Source organism: Asanoa sp. NPDC049475 (assembly GCF_040676915.1).
Lineage (GTDB): Bacteria > Actinomycetota > Actinomycetes > Mycobacteriales > Micromonosporaceae > Asanoa.
Genome location: NZ_JBFAPY010000001.1, coordinates 878788 through 892999, shown reverse-complemented (window position 1 = coordinate 892999; position 14212 = coordinate 878788). Strand labels below are relative to the sequence as shown.

Annotated in this window: 12 protein-coding genes; 5 read left to right on the top strand and 7 right to left on the bottom strand. The window is 70.5% G+C overall.

Annotated features, from left to right (window positions below; all coding sequences use genetic code 11):
• Nucleotides 1-19: 19 nt before the first annotated feature.
• On the bottom strand, nt 20-703 hold the full coding sequence (locus tag AB0J88_RS04230; protein ID WP_364357468.1) for a fasciclin domain-containing protein: 684 nt from the start codon (nt 701-703) through the stop codon (nt 20-22).
• Nucleotides 704-895: 192 nt separating this feature from the next.
• On the opposite strand from AB0J88_RS04230, the gene AB0J88_RS04225 reads away from it, so the two are divergent.
• On the top strand, nt 896-4039 hold the full coding sequence (locus tag AB0J88_RS04225) for an EAL domain-containing protein (RefSeq protein WP_364357471.1): 3144 nt from the start codon (nt 896-898) through the stop codon (nt 4037-4039).
• On the opposite strand, the gene AB0J88_RS04220 is transcribed toward AB0J88_RS04225, so the two are convergent.
• Nucleotides 4036-4932 carry a Gfo/Idh/MocA family oxidoreductase gene (locus AB0J88_RS04220; RefSeq protein ID WP_364357474.1) on the bottom strand — a complete coding sequence of 299 codons (897 nt, stop codon included), beginning with the start codon at nt 4930-4932 and terminating at the stop codon, nt 4036-4038. The two genes, AB0J88_RS04225 and AB0J88_RS04220, sit on opposite strands and share 4 nt — an antisense overlap.
• Before the next feature lie 48 nt (nt 4933-4980).
• Between AB0J88_RS04220 and AB0J88_RS04215 the strand changes: the two genes are divergently transcribed.
• Together AB0J88_RS04215 and AB0J88_RS04210 are read left to right on the top strand one after the other, a co-directional pair.
• The gene (locus tag AB0J88_RS04215; RefSeq protein ID WP_364357477.1) at nt 4981-5355 is read left to right on the top strand and encodes a hypothetical protein; all 375 of its coding nucleotides are present in this window, start codon (nt 4981-4983) and stop codon (nt 5353-5355) included.
• Nucleotides 5348-5761, top strand: a complete 414-nt coding sequence (locus tag AB0J88_RS04210) for a hypothetical protein (protein WP_364357480.1) — start codon at nt 5348-5350, stop codon at nt 5759-5761. Before AB0J88_RS04215 ends, AB0J88_RS04210 begins: the two co-directional genes overlap by 8 nt.
• Nucleotides 5762-5871: 110 nt before the next feature.
• Here AB0J88_RS04210 and fabG read toward each other — a convergent pair whose 3' ends face one another.
• The 3 genes from fabG to AB0J88_RS04195 all read right to left on the bottom strand — a co-directional run bounded on the left by fabG (nt 5872) and on the right by AB0J88_RS04195 (nt 9068).
• Nucleotides 5872-6630 (bottom strand): 3-oxoacyl-ACP reductase FabG, encoded by a 759-nt coding sequence (fabG, locus tag AB0J88_RS04205; protein WP_364357483.1) that lies wholly within the window; start codon nt 6628-6630, stop codon nt 5872-5874.
• A gap of 44 nt (nt 6631-6674) precedes the next feature.
• A complete protein-coding gene (locus AB0J88_RS04200; protein ID WP_364357486.1) occupies nt 6675-8318 on the bottom strand; it encodes an alpha-amylase family protein in 1644 nt (547 codons plus the stop codon).
• A gap of 63 nt (nt 8319-8381) precedes the next feature.
• On the bottom strand, nt 8382-9068 hold the full coding sequence (locus AB0J88_RS04195) for an SDR family oxidoreductase (protein ID WP_364357488.1): 687 nt from the start codon (nt 9066-9068) through the stop codon (nt 8382-8384).
• 92 nt (nt 9069-9160) lie between these two features.
• Here AB0J88_RS04195 and AB0J88_RS04190 point away from each other — a divergent pair, with 92 nt between their 5' ends.
• Complete coding sequence (locus AB0J88_RS04190; RefSeq protein ID WP_364357491.1) at nt 9161-9730, top strand: TetR/AcrR family transcriptional regulator; 570 nt, start codon at nt 9161-9163, stop codon at nt 9728-9730.
• A gap of 98 nt (nt 9731-9828) precedes the next feature.
• Entirely contained in the window at nt 9829-10656 is an 828-nt protein-coding gene (locus AB0J88_RS04185; protein ID WP_364357494.1) for an alpha/beta hydrolase, read from the top strand.
• A gap of 87 nt (nt 10657-10743) precedes the next feature.
• Here the strand turns inward: AB0J88_RS04185 and AB0J88_RS04180 are convergent, their stop codons facing one another.
• Nucleotides 10744-12303, bottom strand: coding sequence for a cellulose binding domain-containing protein (locus tag AB0J88_RS04180; RefSeq protein WP_364357497.1), 1560 nt, complete (start codon nt 12301-12303; stop codon nt 10744-10746).
• An 11-nt stretch (nt 12304-12314) separates the two neighbouring features.
• Nucleotides 12315-14165, bottom strand: a complete 1851-nt coding sequence (locus AB0J88_RS04175; protein ID WP_364357500.1) for a cellulose binding domain-containing protein — start codon at nt 14163-14165, stop codon at nt 12315-12317.
• Nucleotides 14166-14212 lie beyond the last annotated feature (47 nt).

Sequence of the window (14212 nt, the reverse complement as noted above, 5' to 3'; positions counted from 1 at the left end):
GGGTCCCTGCCGCACAACGTCAGGTCGCGGAAGGCGACGGCGACGCCGGCGGGGTCAGCACCCCGTCGATGATGTAGACGGTCGCGTTCCTTGTCTGGATGTTGCCGCAGACGACGCTGGCGGTGTTGTTGACCGTGAAGTCCTCACCGCTGCCCGTGACGGTCAGGTTCTGGCCTTCCAAGGTCTTGTGCGTGCCGGCGAGCTGGCTCGGGCTCAGGCGCTGGGGCACCACGTGGTACTTCAGCGTGTTGGTCAGCTGCGTCTTGTTGGCCAGCAGCGCGTTGAGCTGCGACTGCCCGACCTGGTTGAAGGCGTCGTTGTTCGGCGCGAACACGGTGATGTTCTGGGCGTTGTTCAGCGTGTCGGTCAGCCCCGCGGTCTTGATCGCGTTGGCCAGCGTCGACAGCTGCGGGTTGCTGGCCACCGCGGTGGCGACCGGCTGCGAGGCCATCGACGAGATGCTGCCGGCGCCCGAGGTCGGCAGCGAGGAACAGCCGGGGCCGAAGACCGCACCGCCACCACCCGGCGCGGTCGCTGTCCCGGACGGCTGCGGGCTGCCGGTGGCACCTCCGCCGGGAGACGTGGTCGACCCACCGGTGGGCTGAAGGGCGGTGGACGGGCTGGTGTCCGAGCCGCACGCCGCCATGGCCAGGGCCAGAGCGGCCACCGTGACGGCGAGACCCGCTGTCCTGAAGACACGCATGATGCTGAGATCCCCTCATGTCGGTTTTGAGACGCTTTACACAGTTCGTACCAGCCTGCGTGGACCGATGATGCCTACTTGTCGTAATCGAGACATAGCCGTGAGTGATGGTCATGGTTCGACGGGCCGAGGCAGCCCGGTGCACATCGCCATCACCTCGACGCTCGGCGCGCGCAGCCGTACGGTGTGTGAATGCCCCCTTGGTGGCATTTGCGCGAAGTCTCAGTCAGGACGCGGCGGGTGGTGCTGGCCGCGTTCGGCCTGTGGATGGCCGTCCTCACGGCCGTCTATTTCGTCGCACCCCTGTCCTGGCGGGTCGGCCTCTGGACAGCCATCAGCGTGAGCGGCGCGGCCGCGGTGCTGGTCGGCGTCCGGCTGAACCGCCCTCGGCTCGCCGGCGCCTGGTTGTGGTTCTTCGCCGGCATCGTCTTCTACGCCGCCTCGGACCTCTCGTTCAACCTGACGCTGCCCGGCGGGCCGGCCAGGCCGCCGTTGACCCTCTCCGACGACATACTCCTGCTGCTGGGCGTGATCCTGGTCTGCGTCGCGCTGGTCAAGTTCACGCGCGCGGCGGAGCCCAGACCCGACCGGCCCGCGCTGATCGACGCTCTCGTGCTGGTGCTCGGCACCGGGCTGCTCGCCTGGGTGCTGACAGTCGAGGCGCGCTTCGATCAGCCGCACGTCGGGGTGATCACCGGCATCCTGCTCATCGCCTATCCCGTCGCCGACATCATCGTGCTCGGCCTGGTGGCCCGCCTGGTCACGGCCGTGCGCCTGAGTCCGGCGGTGGTCCTGCTGGGTCTCGGGATCGTGGGCTACGTGGTGGCCGACGCGCTGTTCCGGATCGGCCGGCTCGACGACGAATGGCTGGTCCGCACCCCGCTGGACCTCGGCTACATCGCGCTGTACGCGCTCTGGGGCGGTGCCGCGCTGGCACCCTCGATGTGCGGGATCACCGACCAGCGGCCCGCACGAGATCGCGAGACGACCGTGTTGCGGCTGGTGCTGCTGGGCATCTCCGCGCTGATCCCACCGGCCATCCTGCTCTACGAGGCCATCGGCCTCGGCTCGGTGCGGCACGGCGTGGTCATCGCGGTCTCGTCGCTGGTGATGTTCCTCCTGGTGATCGCGCGGCTGGTGAACCTGGCCCAACGCCTGCGCGAGCAGATCGGTCGCGAGCGCGGCCTGCGCGCGGTGACCACCGCACTGGTCGCCACCGCCGACGACGAGGGCATCGCCGACGCGCTGGACGACGGGATCCGTGGCGTGCTGGCTCCTGGGACCCGCTATCACTTCCTGCTGATGACCCACGGTGCCGACGCCAAGGCCCTCGGCCGGCACATGGGCGTCCTGCCCACGTCGTCGGTCGAGGCGGTCCGCAGGCTCGGCGAACCCACGTTCCTGTCGGGCCGCGAGCTCCCGCGGTCGATCGCGACGGCGCTCGGCGCCCACGGGCATGCGGGCGGGCACAGCAACGAGTCCGACAAGCTCACGTTGGCCCTGCCGCTGACGGTCGAGGACACCACGATCGGCGTGATGCTGGTCGCGGCCGAGGAGCGGCCTTTGGCCGCCGCGCAGGACCGGCTGGCGGTGCTGGCCTCGCAGGCCGCGCTGGCCATCGACCGGGTGGGGCTCAGCGAGAAGCTGCGCAAGCGGACCAGCGAGGAGTACTTCCGCGCGCTCGTGCACAACGCCGCCGACGTCATCCTGATCATCGACTCGGAAGACCGCATCGCGTACGCCAGCCCGTCCGCCCGGGCGATGTTCGGCGAGGTCGACCTGGTCGGCACCATGCTGCTGGACCACGGTGATCCGGCCGAGCGGGAGCGGGCCGAGCGGGTGTTCCGCCGGATCCAGGACCGCCCGATCGGCAGCGTCGAGCCGGACAACTGGGGCACCACCGACTGGACGTTGCGCCGCCCCGACGGCAGCGCCGCCCAGGTCGAGATCTCCGTGCGCGACCTGCGGGCCGACCCGACCGTGCGCGGGCTGGTCTTCACCCTGCGGGACGTGACCGACAAGCGGCGGCTGGAGCGCGAGCTGACCCACCGGGCCAACCACGACGCGCTGACCGGGCTGGCCAACCGGACGCTGTTCGCCGAGCGGATGCAGAAGGCCATCGAGGCGCGCCGCGGCGTCGTCGGCGTGCTCTTCATCGACCTCGACGACTTCAAGGTCGTCAACGACACGCTCGGCCACGCCAGCGGAGACCAGGCGCTCAAGGCGGTCGGCGGGCGGATCAGCACCGCGCTGCGCCCGCACGACACGGCGGCCCGACTCGGCGGCGACGAGTTCGCGGTGCTGATCGACGACGCCGGTGAGCCCGCCGACGTGGAGGACGTGGCCGACCGGATCATCCGGGCGCTGCGCGAGCCGTACAACGTCGGCGGCAACCTGATCAGCTGCTCGGCCAGCATCGGCATCGGCACGACCGCGGACGCCGTCGACGGTTCCGAGCTGCTCCGCCAGGCGGACCTCGCCCTCTACGTGGCCAAGGGCGCGGGCAAGAGCCAGTGGCGGCGCTACCAGCCGGAGCTGCACACCACGTTCGTCGAGCGGCTGGAGCTGCGCGCGGAGCTCGACCGGGCGATCCACGACGGCGGCCTGGCCCTCGAGTACCAGCCGATCGTCCGGCTCGGTGACGGGCACGCCGTCGGCTTCGAGGCGCTGCTGCGGTGGAGCCACCCGACCCGCGGCCGACTGACGCCCGACGCGTTCATCGACGTGGCCGAGGAGTCCGGGCTGATCGTGCCGATCGGCGAGTGGGTGCTGCGCACCGCGATCGCGGCCGCGGCGACCTGGCGCAAGGGACAGCCCTACGGCGCGCCGTACGTGGCCGTCAACGTCTCCGCCCGCCAGTTCCGGACGCCCGGCTTCGTCCGCCTGGTCAAGCGCGAGCTGGCCGCGGCCAAGCTGCCACCGTCCTGCCTGATGCTGGAGATCACCGAGAGCCTGCTGCTGCGCGACGACGACCAGGTCTGGGACGACCTGGCCGAGGTGCGCCGGCTCGGCGTGCGGGTGGCGATCGACGACTTCGGCACCGGCTACTCGTCGCTGAGCTACCTGCGGCACGTACCGCTGGACGTTCTGAAGATCGACCGGCTGTTCACCGGCACGGTGGCCACCTCGACGCAGCAGCGCGCGTTGGTCGACGGCATCGTCCGGCTGGCGCACACGCTGGGCCTGGAGGTCGTCGCCGAGGGCATCGAGACGACCGAGGAGCGCGACCTGCTGCGCCGGATCGGCTGCCCGTACGGCCAGGGCTTCCTGTTCTCGAGACCCATGCCCCTGCCGGACGCGCTGCGCTGGCTGCGCCGCACGGAGCTGGCGGCTTAGACCTGGACGGCGCGCCCGGCCTCGCGGGAGCGCTCGGCCGCCGCCAGCACCCCGACCACCTCGCGTCCGAAGTGGACACCGACGTCGTGCCTCGCCCCGGCGACCTCGGCGATCAGCAGGTCGACGGCCTTGCCGAAGGCGAGCCGCACCTCGCCCTCGCCGCGCGGCACCTCGCTGACACCGTGCTCGCCGAAGAAGGTGATGTCGCGCAGCACCGCCGCCGGGGGCGCGTCGACCGAGAGCGTGACCGTGCTGACCGCGCCGGACTCGTGCCGCAGCAACAGGTTCGTGGTGGACCGCGGTCCCTCGACGGCGGACACCTCAGCGACCGGGCCGAGCACCGGCAGCACCTGCGAGAGCGCGTGCGGGCCGACGTCCCAGAGCCCGCCGTAGGTGCGGCGCCAGGGTGAGGCGCCGTACGGGTTGCCGGGCTGGAAGATCGAGGCCAGGTGCGCCACGCGGCCACCCTGCCAGCCGCCGGTGGCGGTGAGCTCCCGCAGCGCGGCCGTGACGTTGTCCTGGAACCGGGCCGTGAAGAAGACCACCGAGGAAACCGCGGCCGCGTCGGCGGCGGCGACCACCCGGTCGGCCGCTTCGACGGTCAGCGCGAGCGGCTTGTCGAGCAGCAGGTGCCGGCCGGCCTTGGCGGCCCGCTCGGCGATCTCCGGCTGCACGTCCGGCGGCAGCGCCACGGCCACCGCGTCGACGTCACCGAGAAGCTCGTCGATGTCGGCGTAGGCGCGGCTGCCGGTCGTCTCGGCCAGGGCCGCCGCCTTGTCGGGGTTGCGGCCCCACACGCCGACAAGCTCGGCATCGGGGTGGGCGACGATCGCGGGCCCTTGCGTGGCGGTGGCCCAGGGGCCGGTGCCGAAGAGGCCGAACCGGAGAGGCATGGCCCCATCCTGCCCGATGGCAGATGCCCCTCTGCCTGCGAGTACGGTGTGCCCGTGAACGGCACTTTGTCCGGCATCGTGATCGGCCTCTCGCTGCTGGTCGGCGCCTGGGCGCTGGTCGAGGCGCTGCGCGACCGCGCGCCGAGCCGCGGTCAGCTGATCGGCCTGGGCGTCGTCGAGCTCGCGCTGATCGTCCTGCTGGTGTCGGCGGCGATCGCGGCGAGCGGCGGCGACCGCCCGGCGAGCGCGGTGACCTTCCTCGGCTACGTGGTGACGATCGTCTGCCTGCCACCCCTGGGCTGGGTGCTGGCCCGGTTGGAGCCGACCCGCTGGGGCTCGGTGATCATCGTCGTAGTGTGCCTGACGGTTCCGGTGCTGGTGTTGCGTCTGCACCAGACGTGGCAGGTGGTGACCAGTGGCTGAGCAGACCGCGCCGCGCACGCTCGGCACCGGCCCCGGCCGGGCGCTGATCGCCGTGTACGGCATCTTCGCGCTCTCGGCCAGCGCCCGGGCCGCGGTGCAGATCGGCTCCAAGTTCAGCGAGGCCCCGCTGGCCTATCTGCTCTCGGCCTTCGCCGCGGTGGTCTACATCGTGGCCACGGTCGCCCTGGCCCGCGGTGGCGAGACCTGGCGCCGGGTGGCGTTGGTGAGCTGCTCGATCGAGCTCGTCGGCGTGGTCACGGTCGGCCTCCTGAGCGTCTTCGACGCGGGAGCCTTCCCGGACGACACGGTCTGGACGGACTTCGGCCGAGGCTACGGCTACGTGCCCCTGGTGCTGCCGATCATCGGCCTGCTCTGGCTGCGCTACGCGGGCCGCAAGGCCCGCTAAGGCTTAGAGCGGGCCGCATCCTTGCTCTGCTCTTGGCTTAGAGCAGGCCGCATCCTTGCTCTGCTCTCGGCCTTAGAGCGGGCCGCAACCCTGCGCAGCGACCGGAACAGCTACAGACCCGAGCTCGGGCCGCCGGCCACGTAGATGACCTGGCCGCTCACGAAGCCCGCGCCCTCGCTCGCGAGGAACGAGATCGTGTGGGCCACGTCCTCCGGCTGGCCGACCCGCCGCACCGCGATCTGTTCCGCCGCGCCCTTCTTGAGCAGCTCGAAGTCGACGCCCATCCGGGCGGCGGTGGCCGCGGTCATGGCCGTCTCGATGAAGCCCGGCGCGACCGCGTTGGCCGTCACGTTGTAACGGCCAAGCTCGATCGCCAGCGTCTTCGTGAAGCCCTGCATGCCAGCCTTCGCCGCCGCGTAGTTGGCCTGGCCCCGGTTGCCCAGCGCCGACGTGCTCGACAGGTTGACGATCCGGCCCCACTTGGCGTTCACCATGTGCGCCTGGACGGCCTGGGTGACCAGGAACGCGCCCCGCAGGTGGACCGCGAGCACCGTGTCCCAGTCGTCGTCGGTCATCTTGAAGATCAGGTTGTCGCGCAGCACGCCCGCGTTGTTGACCAGCACCGTCGGCGGGCCGAGCTCCGAGGCGATCCGGGCCACGGCCTCTTCGACCTGCGAGCGGTCGGCCACGTCCGCGCCGACGCCGACGGCCGTGCCGCCCGCGGCGGTGATGGCATCCACAGTGGACTTCGTCGCGGTCTCGTCGAGGTCGACCACCCCGACCGCCAGGCCGTCGGCCGCCAACCGCTGTGCCGTCGCCGCACCGATTCCCCGCGCCGCACCAGTGACGACCGCAACCCGCTCCACCATGCCAGACCTCCTCGTCGGTTACCGCACAGTAGCCGACGCCGCGCTCAACCGGCAGTGGCCCGGTTGAGCCGAATCCAGCGGTAGCCGTAACCCGCGACCCGGATCTCACTCAGGTCGCCGACCTCCGCGTACTCCTGGTCGGCCAGGACGTCGTTGGGCTGGTCCGCCTCGACCGCGAGCTTGCCCAGGTCGACCGTGGCCGCCTTGCGGCGCAGGTTGTGCACGAACAGCATGCAGCCGGTGGGTCCGTCGGCCCGGTGCGCGAGCACGCCCGTCGGCACCGGCACGTCGACGTGGGTGCACGAGCCCGCGCCGACCTCGGGCGCCTCGCGCAGCGTCCGGATCATCCGCTCGAACCAGGCCAGCAGCGACGCCGGATCGTGCCGCTGTGCGGTGACGTTGACGGTCTCGTAGCCGAACTCGCCGCCGGAGACGACCGGACGAATAGGCTTCCCGGTGGTGAACCCGCCGTTGGGCAGGGTCGACCACTGCATCGGCGTACGGATGGCGAACCGGCCCTTCAGCGACAGGTCCTCCCCCATCCCGATCTCCTCGCCGTAGCGCAGCACCGGCGTGCCGCGCAGGGAGAACTGCAGCGAGTACGCCAGTTCCAGGCGGCGCCGGTCGTTGCCCAGCATCGGTGCGAGCCGGCGCCGGATGCCCCGGTCGTAGATGCGCATGTCCTCGTCGGGGCCGAACGCCGCGTACACCTCGGAGCGCTGTTCGGCGGTGAGCCGGGACAGGTCGATCTCGTCGTGGTTGCGCAGGAACGTGGCCCACTGCCCGCCCGGCGGCAGTTGCGGTGTGTCCCGCAGCGCGTCGATGAGCTGCTCCGGGTCCTCCCGCGCCAGCGCGAGGACGAGTCGGCCGTTGAGCATGAAGTCGAAGAGCATCTGCACGCGGTCGTTGGCGTCGCCGCCGGAGCCGAAGTACTCGACGAGCTGGGCCGGCTCGACGTTGGCCTCGGCCAGCAGCACCGCGTCTCCGCGGCGCCACTGCACGTGCTGGCGCAGCTCCGTGATCAGGCCGAAGTCCTTCGGTGAGTCCGGGTTGCCCGGCTCGGTCAGCTCCGCGATGAACGGCAGCGCGTCGATCCGGAATCCGCTGACGCCGAGCCGCAGCCAGAACGCGACGATGCGCTTGAGCTCCGCGCGTACCGCCGGGTTGGCGAAGTTGAGGTCGGGCTGGAACTTGTAGAACCGGTGGTAGTACCAGGCTTTGGCGGTGCGGTCGTAGCTCCACGTCTCGGCCTGCTCGCCCGGGAAGACCATCCCCTGCTTGCGGTCCGCGGGCTCGGTGTCGCTCCAGACATACCAGTCCCGGTACGGCGAGTCGGGCGAGGAACGGGCGGACTTGAACCACGGGTGCTCGTCCGAGGTGTGGTTGACCACCAGGTCGATGATCACCCGAATGCCTCGGTCCTCGGCCTGGTGCAACAGCTCCGCGAAGTCGCCGAGCGTGCCGATGCGGGGGTCGACGCCGTAGAAGTCGGTCGCGTCGTAACCGTCGTCGTGGCCGGGCGTCGGGTGGATCGGGTGCAGCCAGAGGCAGGTCACCCCGAGCCGGGCCAGGTAGTCGAGCCGGCCGATCAGCCCGCGTATGTCGCCGACGCCGTCACCGTCGGAGTCCTGGAACGTGTCGACGTCGAGGCAGTAGACGACAGCCTTCTGGTACCACCGGTCACCCATGTCGGTCTTTTGTAACCGGGCGGCGGTCCGGTCAAACCGAACCGCCGCCCGGTCTCGGGGGAATCAGGAAAGCAAGGTGGCGGGGTCCGCACCGATGGCACCCCGGACGGCCCGGGTGAACTCGTCGGCCAGCACCTCGTCGAGGCCGGCCTCGATGCCGTCGACACCGGCCCGAGCGACCGCGCTGGGGTCGCTCTTGGGCAGCGTGACGTGGGCCGCCAGGTCCGTGTCGACGTACCCGACGTAGAGCCCGGTCACGCCCACACCCCGCGGCGCCAGCTCCGTGCGCAGGTGGTTGGTGGCCGACCAGAGGGCCGCCTTGGACGCGCCGTACCCGCCGCTCGGCAGCCAGGACAGCACCGACGCGACGTTGAGCAGGTGCCCACCGCCGTTACGAACGATCACGGGAGCGAACGCCCGGGTCACGTCGAGCGGGCCGAACAGGTTGGTGTCGAACTCGCGCCGGATGTCGGCGGGGTCGACGTCGATAAGGCTGCGGGTGTACGTGTCGATGCCCGCGTTGTTGACCAACAGCGTGACGTCACCGGCGACGGCCGCGGCTCGCTCGATCGACGCGTGGTCGGTCACGTCGAGCTGGATCGGGACCGCGCGCGTGTTCGTCACGGCGCGCGGGTCGCGGGCCGCCGCGTAGACCTTCTTCGCGCCCCGGTCGAGGAACTCCTCGACGAACGCCTTGCCCAGGCCCCGGTTTCCGCCCGTGACCAGCACCGTAGCGCCGTTGATCTGCATGTCCACTCCTCGGGATGGAGGTAAAACGATCGGTTTCCACGAACGTAAACCGATCGTTTTCCAATCGCAAGACCTGGCGCTACGCTGTGGTGATGGCAACAAGCAAGACGGCGACACCCCGTGATCGCCTGCTGGCGGCGGCGGCCGACCTCTTCTACCGCGAAGGAGTGACCGCGACCGGCGTCGAGCGGCTGTGCTCGGTCGCCGGGGTGTCCAAGCGGTCGATGTACCAGCTCTTCGAGACCAAGGACGCGTTGGTCGCCGAGGCACTCGCGACCAGCGGGCCGGTGACGCACGCGTCGTTCCTCCCCGACGACACCGAAACCAGGCCCCGGGACCGGATCCTGCACGTCTTCCGGGTCCTAGAGGACCGGGCCGCTACACCCGAGTTCGCCGGCTGCCCGTTCGTCAACACCGCGACCGACCTGCGCGACCACGCCCACCCGGCGACCGAGGTGGCCCGCGACTTCAAGCAGCGGCTCACCGATTGGTTCGCCGCCGAGGCCCGCGCTGCCGGCGCCGCCGACCCGGATCTCCTGGGGCGACAGTTGACCGTGGTGTTCGACGGTTCTGCGGCCCGCAACGTCGTGCACGGCACGAGTCTGCAGGGGTTGAGCGTGACGACGGCCGCCGCCCTGCTCGACGCCGCAGGTGTCGTCTAAGACCCCAGCGTTCACAACCTCGCCTGAACTCCGGAAGGTGGGCGACACCGCCCGTAGCGTCGGAACGAGTTGCGCCCGAAACACGCATGGGGGAATCGATGAGCACCGGACACGTCACCACCAGCGACAACACCGACATCTTCTTCAAGGACTGGGGCAGTGGGCAGCCGGTCGTCTTCAGCCACGGTTGGCCGCTGACGGCGGACGCGTGGGACGACACCATGATGATGGTCGCCGACAACGGTTTCCGCGGCATCGCCCACGACCGGCGCGGTGGTGGCCGGTCGAGCCAGCCCTGGGAGGGCAACGACCTCGACCACTACGCGGACGACCTCGCCGAGGTGATCGAGCAGAACGACCTGAACGACGTCGTCCTGGTCGGGCACTCCACCGGCGGCGGCGAGATCACTCGGTACGTCGGCCGGCACGGCACCGACCGGGTGTCGAAGATGCTGCTCGTCGGCGCGATCCCGCCGCTCATGGTGAAGACCGACCAGAACCCGGAAGGGACGCCGATCGAGGCGTTCGACCAGCTCCGGGCGGGGGTCAAGGACGACCGCTCGCAGTTCTACCACGACCTCGCCCCGCAGTTCTTCGGCGCCAACCGCAAGGGCTCCCACGTCTCGCAGGGCATCCTCGACGACTTCTGGGAGCAGTGCATGACCGTCGGGATCAAGGGGGCGTACGACTGCATCGAGGCGTTCTCCGAGACCGACCTGACGGACGACCTCAAGGCGATCGACGTGCCGACGCTGTTCATCCACGGCGACGACGACCAGATCGTGCCGTTCGCCGACGCCTCGAAGAAGGCCGTGAAGATCGTCAAGGACGCCGAGCTGAAGGTCTACCCGGGCGCGCCGCACGGCCTCTTCGAGACCGAGCAGGACAAGTTCCAGAAGGACCTGCTGGACTTCCTCAGGAGCTAGCTCGGCCTGCGTAGCTGACCGACGGCAGACGCCGCGCCGCCGCCACGCCCTGCGGGCAGTGACGGCGGCGGGTCGTATCTACCTGGGTCAGCCGAACTGGGCCGTGATGCGAGTGAACTCCCAGTCGGGTTGGGCAATGCTGGAGCAGTCCGAGCTCAGCGGGCCGCCGGCGCAACCGCGGTCGCGGTTGACCGACCAGAACGCCAGCCGGGCCAGGCCGCGGGACTCGGCCCAGTCGCGGATCGACGTCCACTGCGCGGTCGTGGTGATCTCGTTCTGGTCCGAGCGGCCGTTCATGCCCGAGATGCCCATGTGCGCGTACGCGGTGGCGTCGGACCAACCGAACGCGGTCTTCAGCGCGTTCCTGAGGCCCTCGGCCGAGCTGACCGTGCTCGCGTACATGTCGGCACCGCCGCCGAAGTTGAACGGCATGATGGTCCAGACGTCCACATTGGCCTGGAGCGCCGCGCCCTGGTTGATCAGCCGGGTGCCCCACCACGACGGCCCGCTGGTCTGAGTCGGGATCGTCACGATGGTCTTCAGGTTCGGGTTGTTCTGCTTGAGGATCTTCAGCGCGCCGAGGATCCGGTCCTGCACGACCTCGCTCTCGAACTCGTCCGTGTTCTCCACGTCGAGGTCGATGGCCTTGAGGCCGTACGTGTTGATCACCTGCTGGAGGGCACCGGCCAACGCCGAGGCAGACGAGCAGTTCGGGCCGAGCTTGTTGCCGCTCCAGCCGCCGACCGACGGGATGATGTCGCCGCCGGCGGCCCGGATCGCCGCGATCTGCTGCGCGTCGCCGGCGCTGTTGATCGGGCGGTTGCCGTCCCAGGCCGGGGTGCAGCCGCCGCCGGAGAGCACGAACGCCTTGGTGAACCACTTGATGCCGGTCGCCGACATCACGGTGTTCATGTTCGGCACGTTGCCCCACGAGTAGATGTACGGCGCCGCGATCTGCGTGCCGGCCGGCGGGTTGGTGCAGCCGGTGGTCGTGCCGGAGACCGCGCCCGACTTGGCCGACTCACCCTGGGCGTTGTACGCGGCCACCGTGTAGGACCGCGACGTGCACGCCGGCAGGCCGCCGATCGTCGCGCTGGTGCCGGTGACCGTGGCGCGCACGGTCGTGCCCTCGTAGACCCGGTAGCCGGTGACCGTGCCGCTGCTCGCGTTCCAGGCCACCGAGATGGAGTTGGCGGTGGTGCCGGTGACCCGCACGTTGCCCGGTGTCGGCGGAACGCCCGGGTTGGTCGGCGGGCCGCCCGCACAGGACGAGCCGTTGACCGTGCAGCTGGTCGGGTCGCCGGTGCCGGCCGCGACGAAACCGAAGCTGGCCGTCGCGTTCGGGCCGAGGGTGCCGTTCCAGCCCTTGTTGGTGAAGGTGAACCGCTGACCGCTGCGGGTCAGGTCCGCGTCCCAGAAGCTGCCGATCGAGGTGCCGCTGGGCAGGTCGAACGCCACGTTCCACGAGGTGATCGTCGACGAGGTGTTGTTGGTGACGGTGAACCGCGCCTCGTAGCCGGAACCCCAGCTCGATGTGCGGACGAAGGCGGCCGTGGCCGCGGACGCGGCGGGCGCGACGGCCACCCCGACCGCCATGGCCGCGAGGGCCAGGGCGGCGGTGGCCGCGATCTTTCTGGTGAGTCTCACAGCGGTGCTCCTCAGGGGAGGGTGGCGAGGTGGGGGTCGACGGTGTTGGCGAACTGGTTGCCGTTGCTGACGTCCCAGTTGATCGACCAGGTCATCGCGCCACGGATGCCCGGATAGGTGCGCGGCGGGCGGAAGCTGCCACAGTTGGTGCCCTTGGCCAGGCAGTCCAGCGCCTGGTTGACCAGGCTCGGCGCGACCACACCGCCACCGGCGGCACCGGGACCGGCGGGCAGGCCCAGCGCGACCTGGTCGGGCCGCAGCCCGGCTTCGAGCTGGATGCAGGCCAGCGCGGTTATGAAGTTGACCGTGCCCTGGCCGTACGCGAACGACTGGTCGCAGCCGAGCATCGAGCCGGAGTTGTAGAACTGGGTGTGTACGACGGTGAGGATGTCGCGGATGTCCAACGCCAGCTTGAAGTAGGACACCGTCGGGTTCTGCATGTCGATCGTCTGCGGCGCCATCGTGATGATCAGGTTGGCGCCGACCCGGCTGCGCAGGTTCCGCAGCGCCTGGCCCATGTAGGTCGGGTTGAGGCCGTTCTCCAGGTCGATGTCGACACCGTCGAAGCCGTACGACTGGATGAGGTTGAACATCGAGTTGCTGAAGTTGGTGGCGCTGGTGGCGTCGTTGACCGCCACGCGGCCCGCCTCGCCGCCGACCGACAGGATCACCTTCTTGCCGCGGGAGTGCATGGTGGCGACGTCGGCCCGGAAGTCCGCGTCGGAGTAGCCGCCGAGCGCGGCGGACAGCCCGGGGTCGACGGCGAACGTGACCGCACCCGGGGTCGAGGTCGCTTCGGCGAAGGCCACCGCGATCAGGTCGTACGCCGCCGGGGTGTCACGGAGCCGGAGCTCGACGGCCGGGTTGACGAAGTTGTGCCAGTAGCCGGTCAGGAAGTGCGCGGGCAGCGGGCCGGTCGAGCAGCCGGTGGTGGTGCCGCTGACGGACGCGCTGCGGGCCGACTCGCCGGCGCTGTTGTAGGCCGCGACCGTGTACGTGCGGGAGGCACAGGCCGGTAGGCCGCTGATCGTCGCCGTCGTGCCGGTCACGGTCGCGCGGACGGTGCTGCCCTCGTAGACCCGGTAGCCGGTGACCGTGCCGCTGCTCGCGTTCCAGGCGAGCGAGATGGAGGTGCCGGTCGTGCCGGTGACCCTCGCGTTGGTCGGCGCCCCGGGCACCGTCGGCCCGGTGCCACCGCTGGTGGTGCCGGTGACGGCGGCGCTGCGGGCGGACTCACCCGCGGAGTTGTAGGCGGCCACGGTGTACGTGTGCGTGGTGTTGGCGGTCAGCCCACCGATCGTGGCGGACGTGCCGGTCACGGTCGCCCGGAGGGCGCTGCCCTCGTAGACCCGGTAGCCGGTGACGGTGCCGCTGCTGGCGCCCCAGGCGAGCGAGATGCTGGTCTGGGTGACACCGGTGACGCTGGGCGCGCCGGGCGTGCCCGGCACCTGCGTGCCCGGATCGGTGGTGCCGCCGCAGGACGCGCCGTTGAGCGTGCAGTTGGCGGGTGACCCGGCGCCGGCCCCGATGAGCCCGAACGAAGCGGTCCCGCCCGGTGCCAGGGTGCCGTTCCAGGACTTGTTGGTGAAGGTGAACCGCTGCCCCGACCGCGTCAGGTCCGCGTCCCAGAAGCTGCCCACCGAGCTGCCCGACGGCAGATCGAAGGCGACCGCCCAACCGTTCATGGTGGTCGTGCCGCCGTTGGTGATCGTGTACTTGCCCTCCCAGCCGGAGCCCCACTCGGAGGTCTTGACGAAGGTCGCGGTCGGCCCGGCGGCCATGGCCGGAGAGGCGACCACGACAGCGGTCACCCCGCCGAGCAGGGTGACCGCCGCGGTGACCATCAAGTTCCGCAAGCGCATAGAAGTCCTCCCCAGGCCCGCGCTTACATCGATAGATGGCCAATTAT

What these genes read in the sequence shown, in the direction of transcription:
- AB0J88_RS04175 (WP_364357500.1), bottom strand. Translation starts at nt 14,165, where the DNA reads ATGCGCTTGCGGAACTTGATGGTCACCGCGGCGGTCACCCTGCTCGGC.
- AB0J88_RS04200 (WP_364357486.1), bottom strand. Translation starts at nt 8,318, where the DNA reads ATGGGTGACCGGTGGTACCAGAAGGCTGTCGTCTACTGCCTCGACGTC.
- AB0J88_RS04195 (WP_364357488.1), bottom strand. Translation starts at nt 9,068, where the DNA reads ATGCAGATCAACGGCGCTACGGTGCTGGTCACGGGCGGAAACCGGGGC.
- AB0J88_RS04230 (WP_364357468.1), bottom strand. Translation starts at nt 703, where the DNA reads ATGCGTGTCTTCAGGACAGCGGGTCTCGCCGTCACGGTGGCCGCTCTG.
- AB0J88_RS04220 (WP_364357474.1), bottom strand. Translation starts at nt 4,932, where the DNA reads ATGCCTCTCCGGTTCGGCCTCTTCGGCACCGGCCCCTGGGCCACCGCC.
- fabG (WP_364357483.1), bottom strand. Translation starts at nt 6,630, where the DNA reads ATGGTGGAGCGGGTTGCGGTCGTCACTGGTGCGGCGCGGGGAATCGGT.
- AB0J88_RS04185 (WP_364357494.1), top strand. Translation starts at nt 9,829, where the DNA reads ATGAGCACCGGACACGTCACCACCAGCGACAACACCGACATCTTCTTC.
- AB0J88_RS04190 (WP_364357491.1), top strand. Translation starts at nt 9,161, where the DNA reads ATGGCAACAAGCAAGACGGCGACACCCCGTGATCGCCTGCTGGCGGCG.
- AB0J88_RS04225 (WP_364357471.1), top strand. Translation starts at nt 896, where the DNA reads ATGCCCCCTTGGTGGCATTTGCGCGAAGTCTCAGTCAGGACGCGGCGG.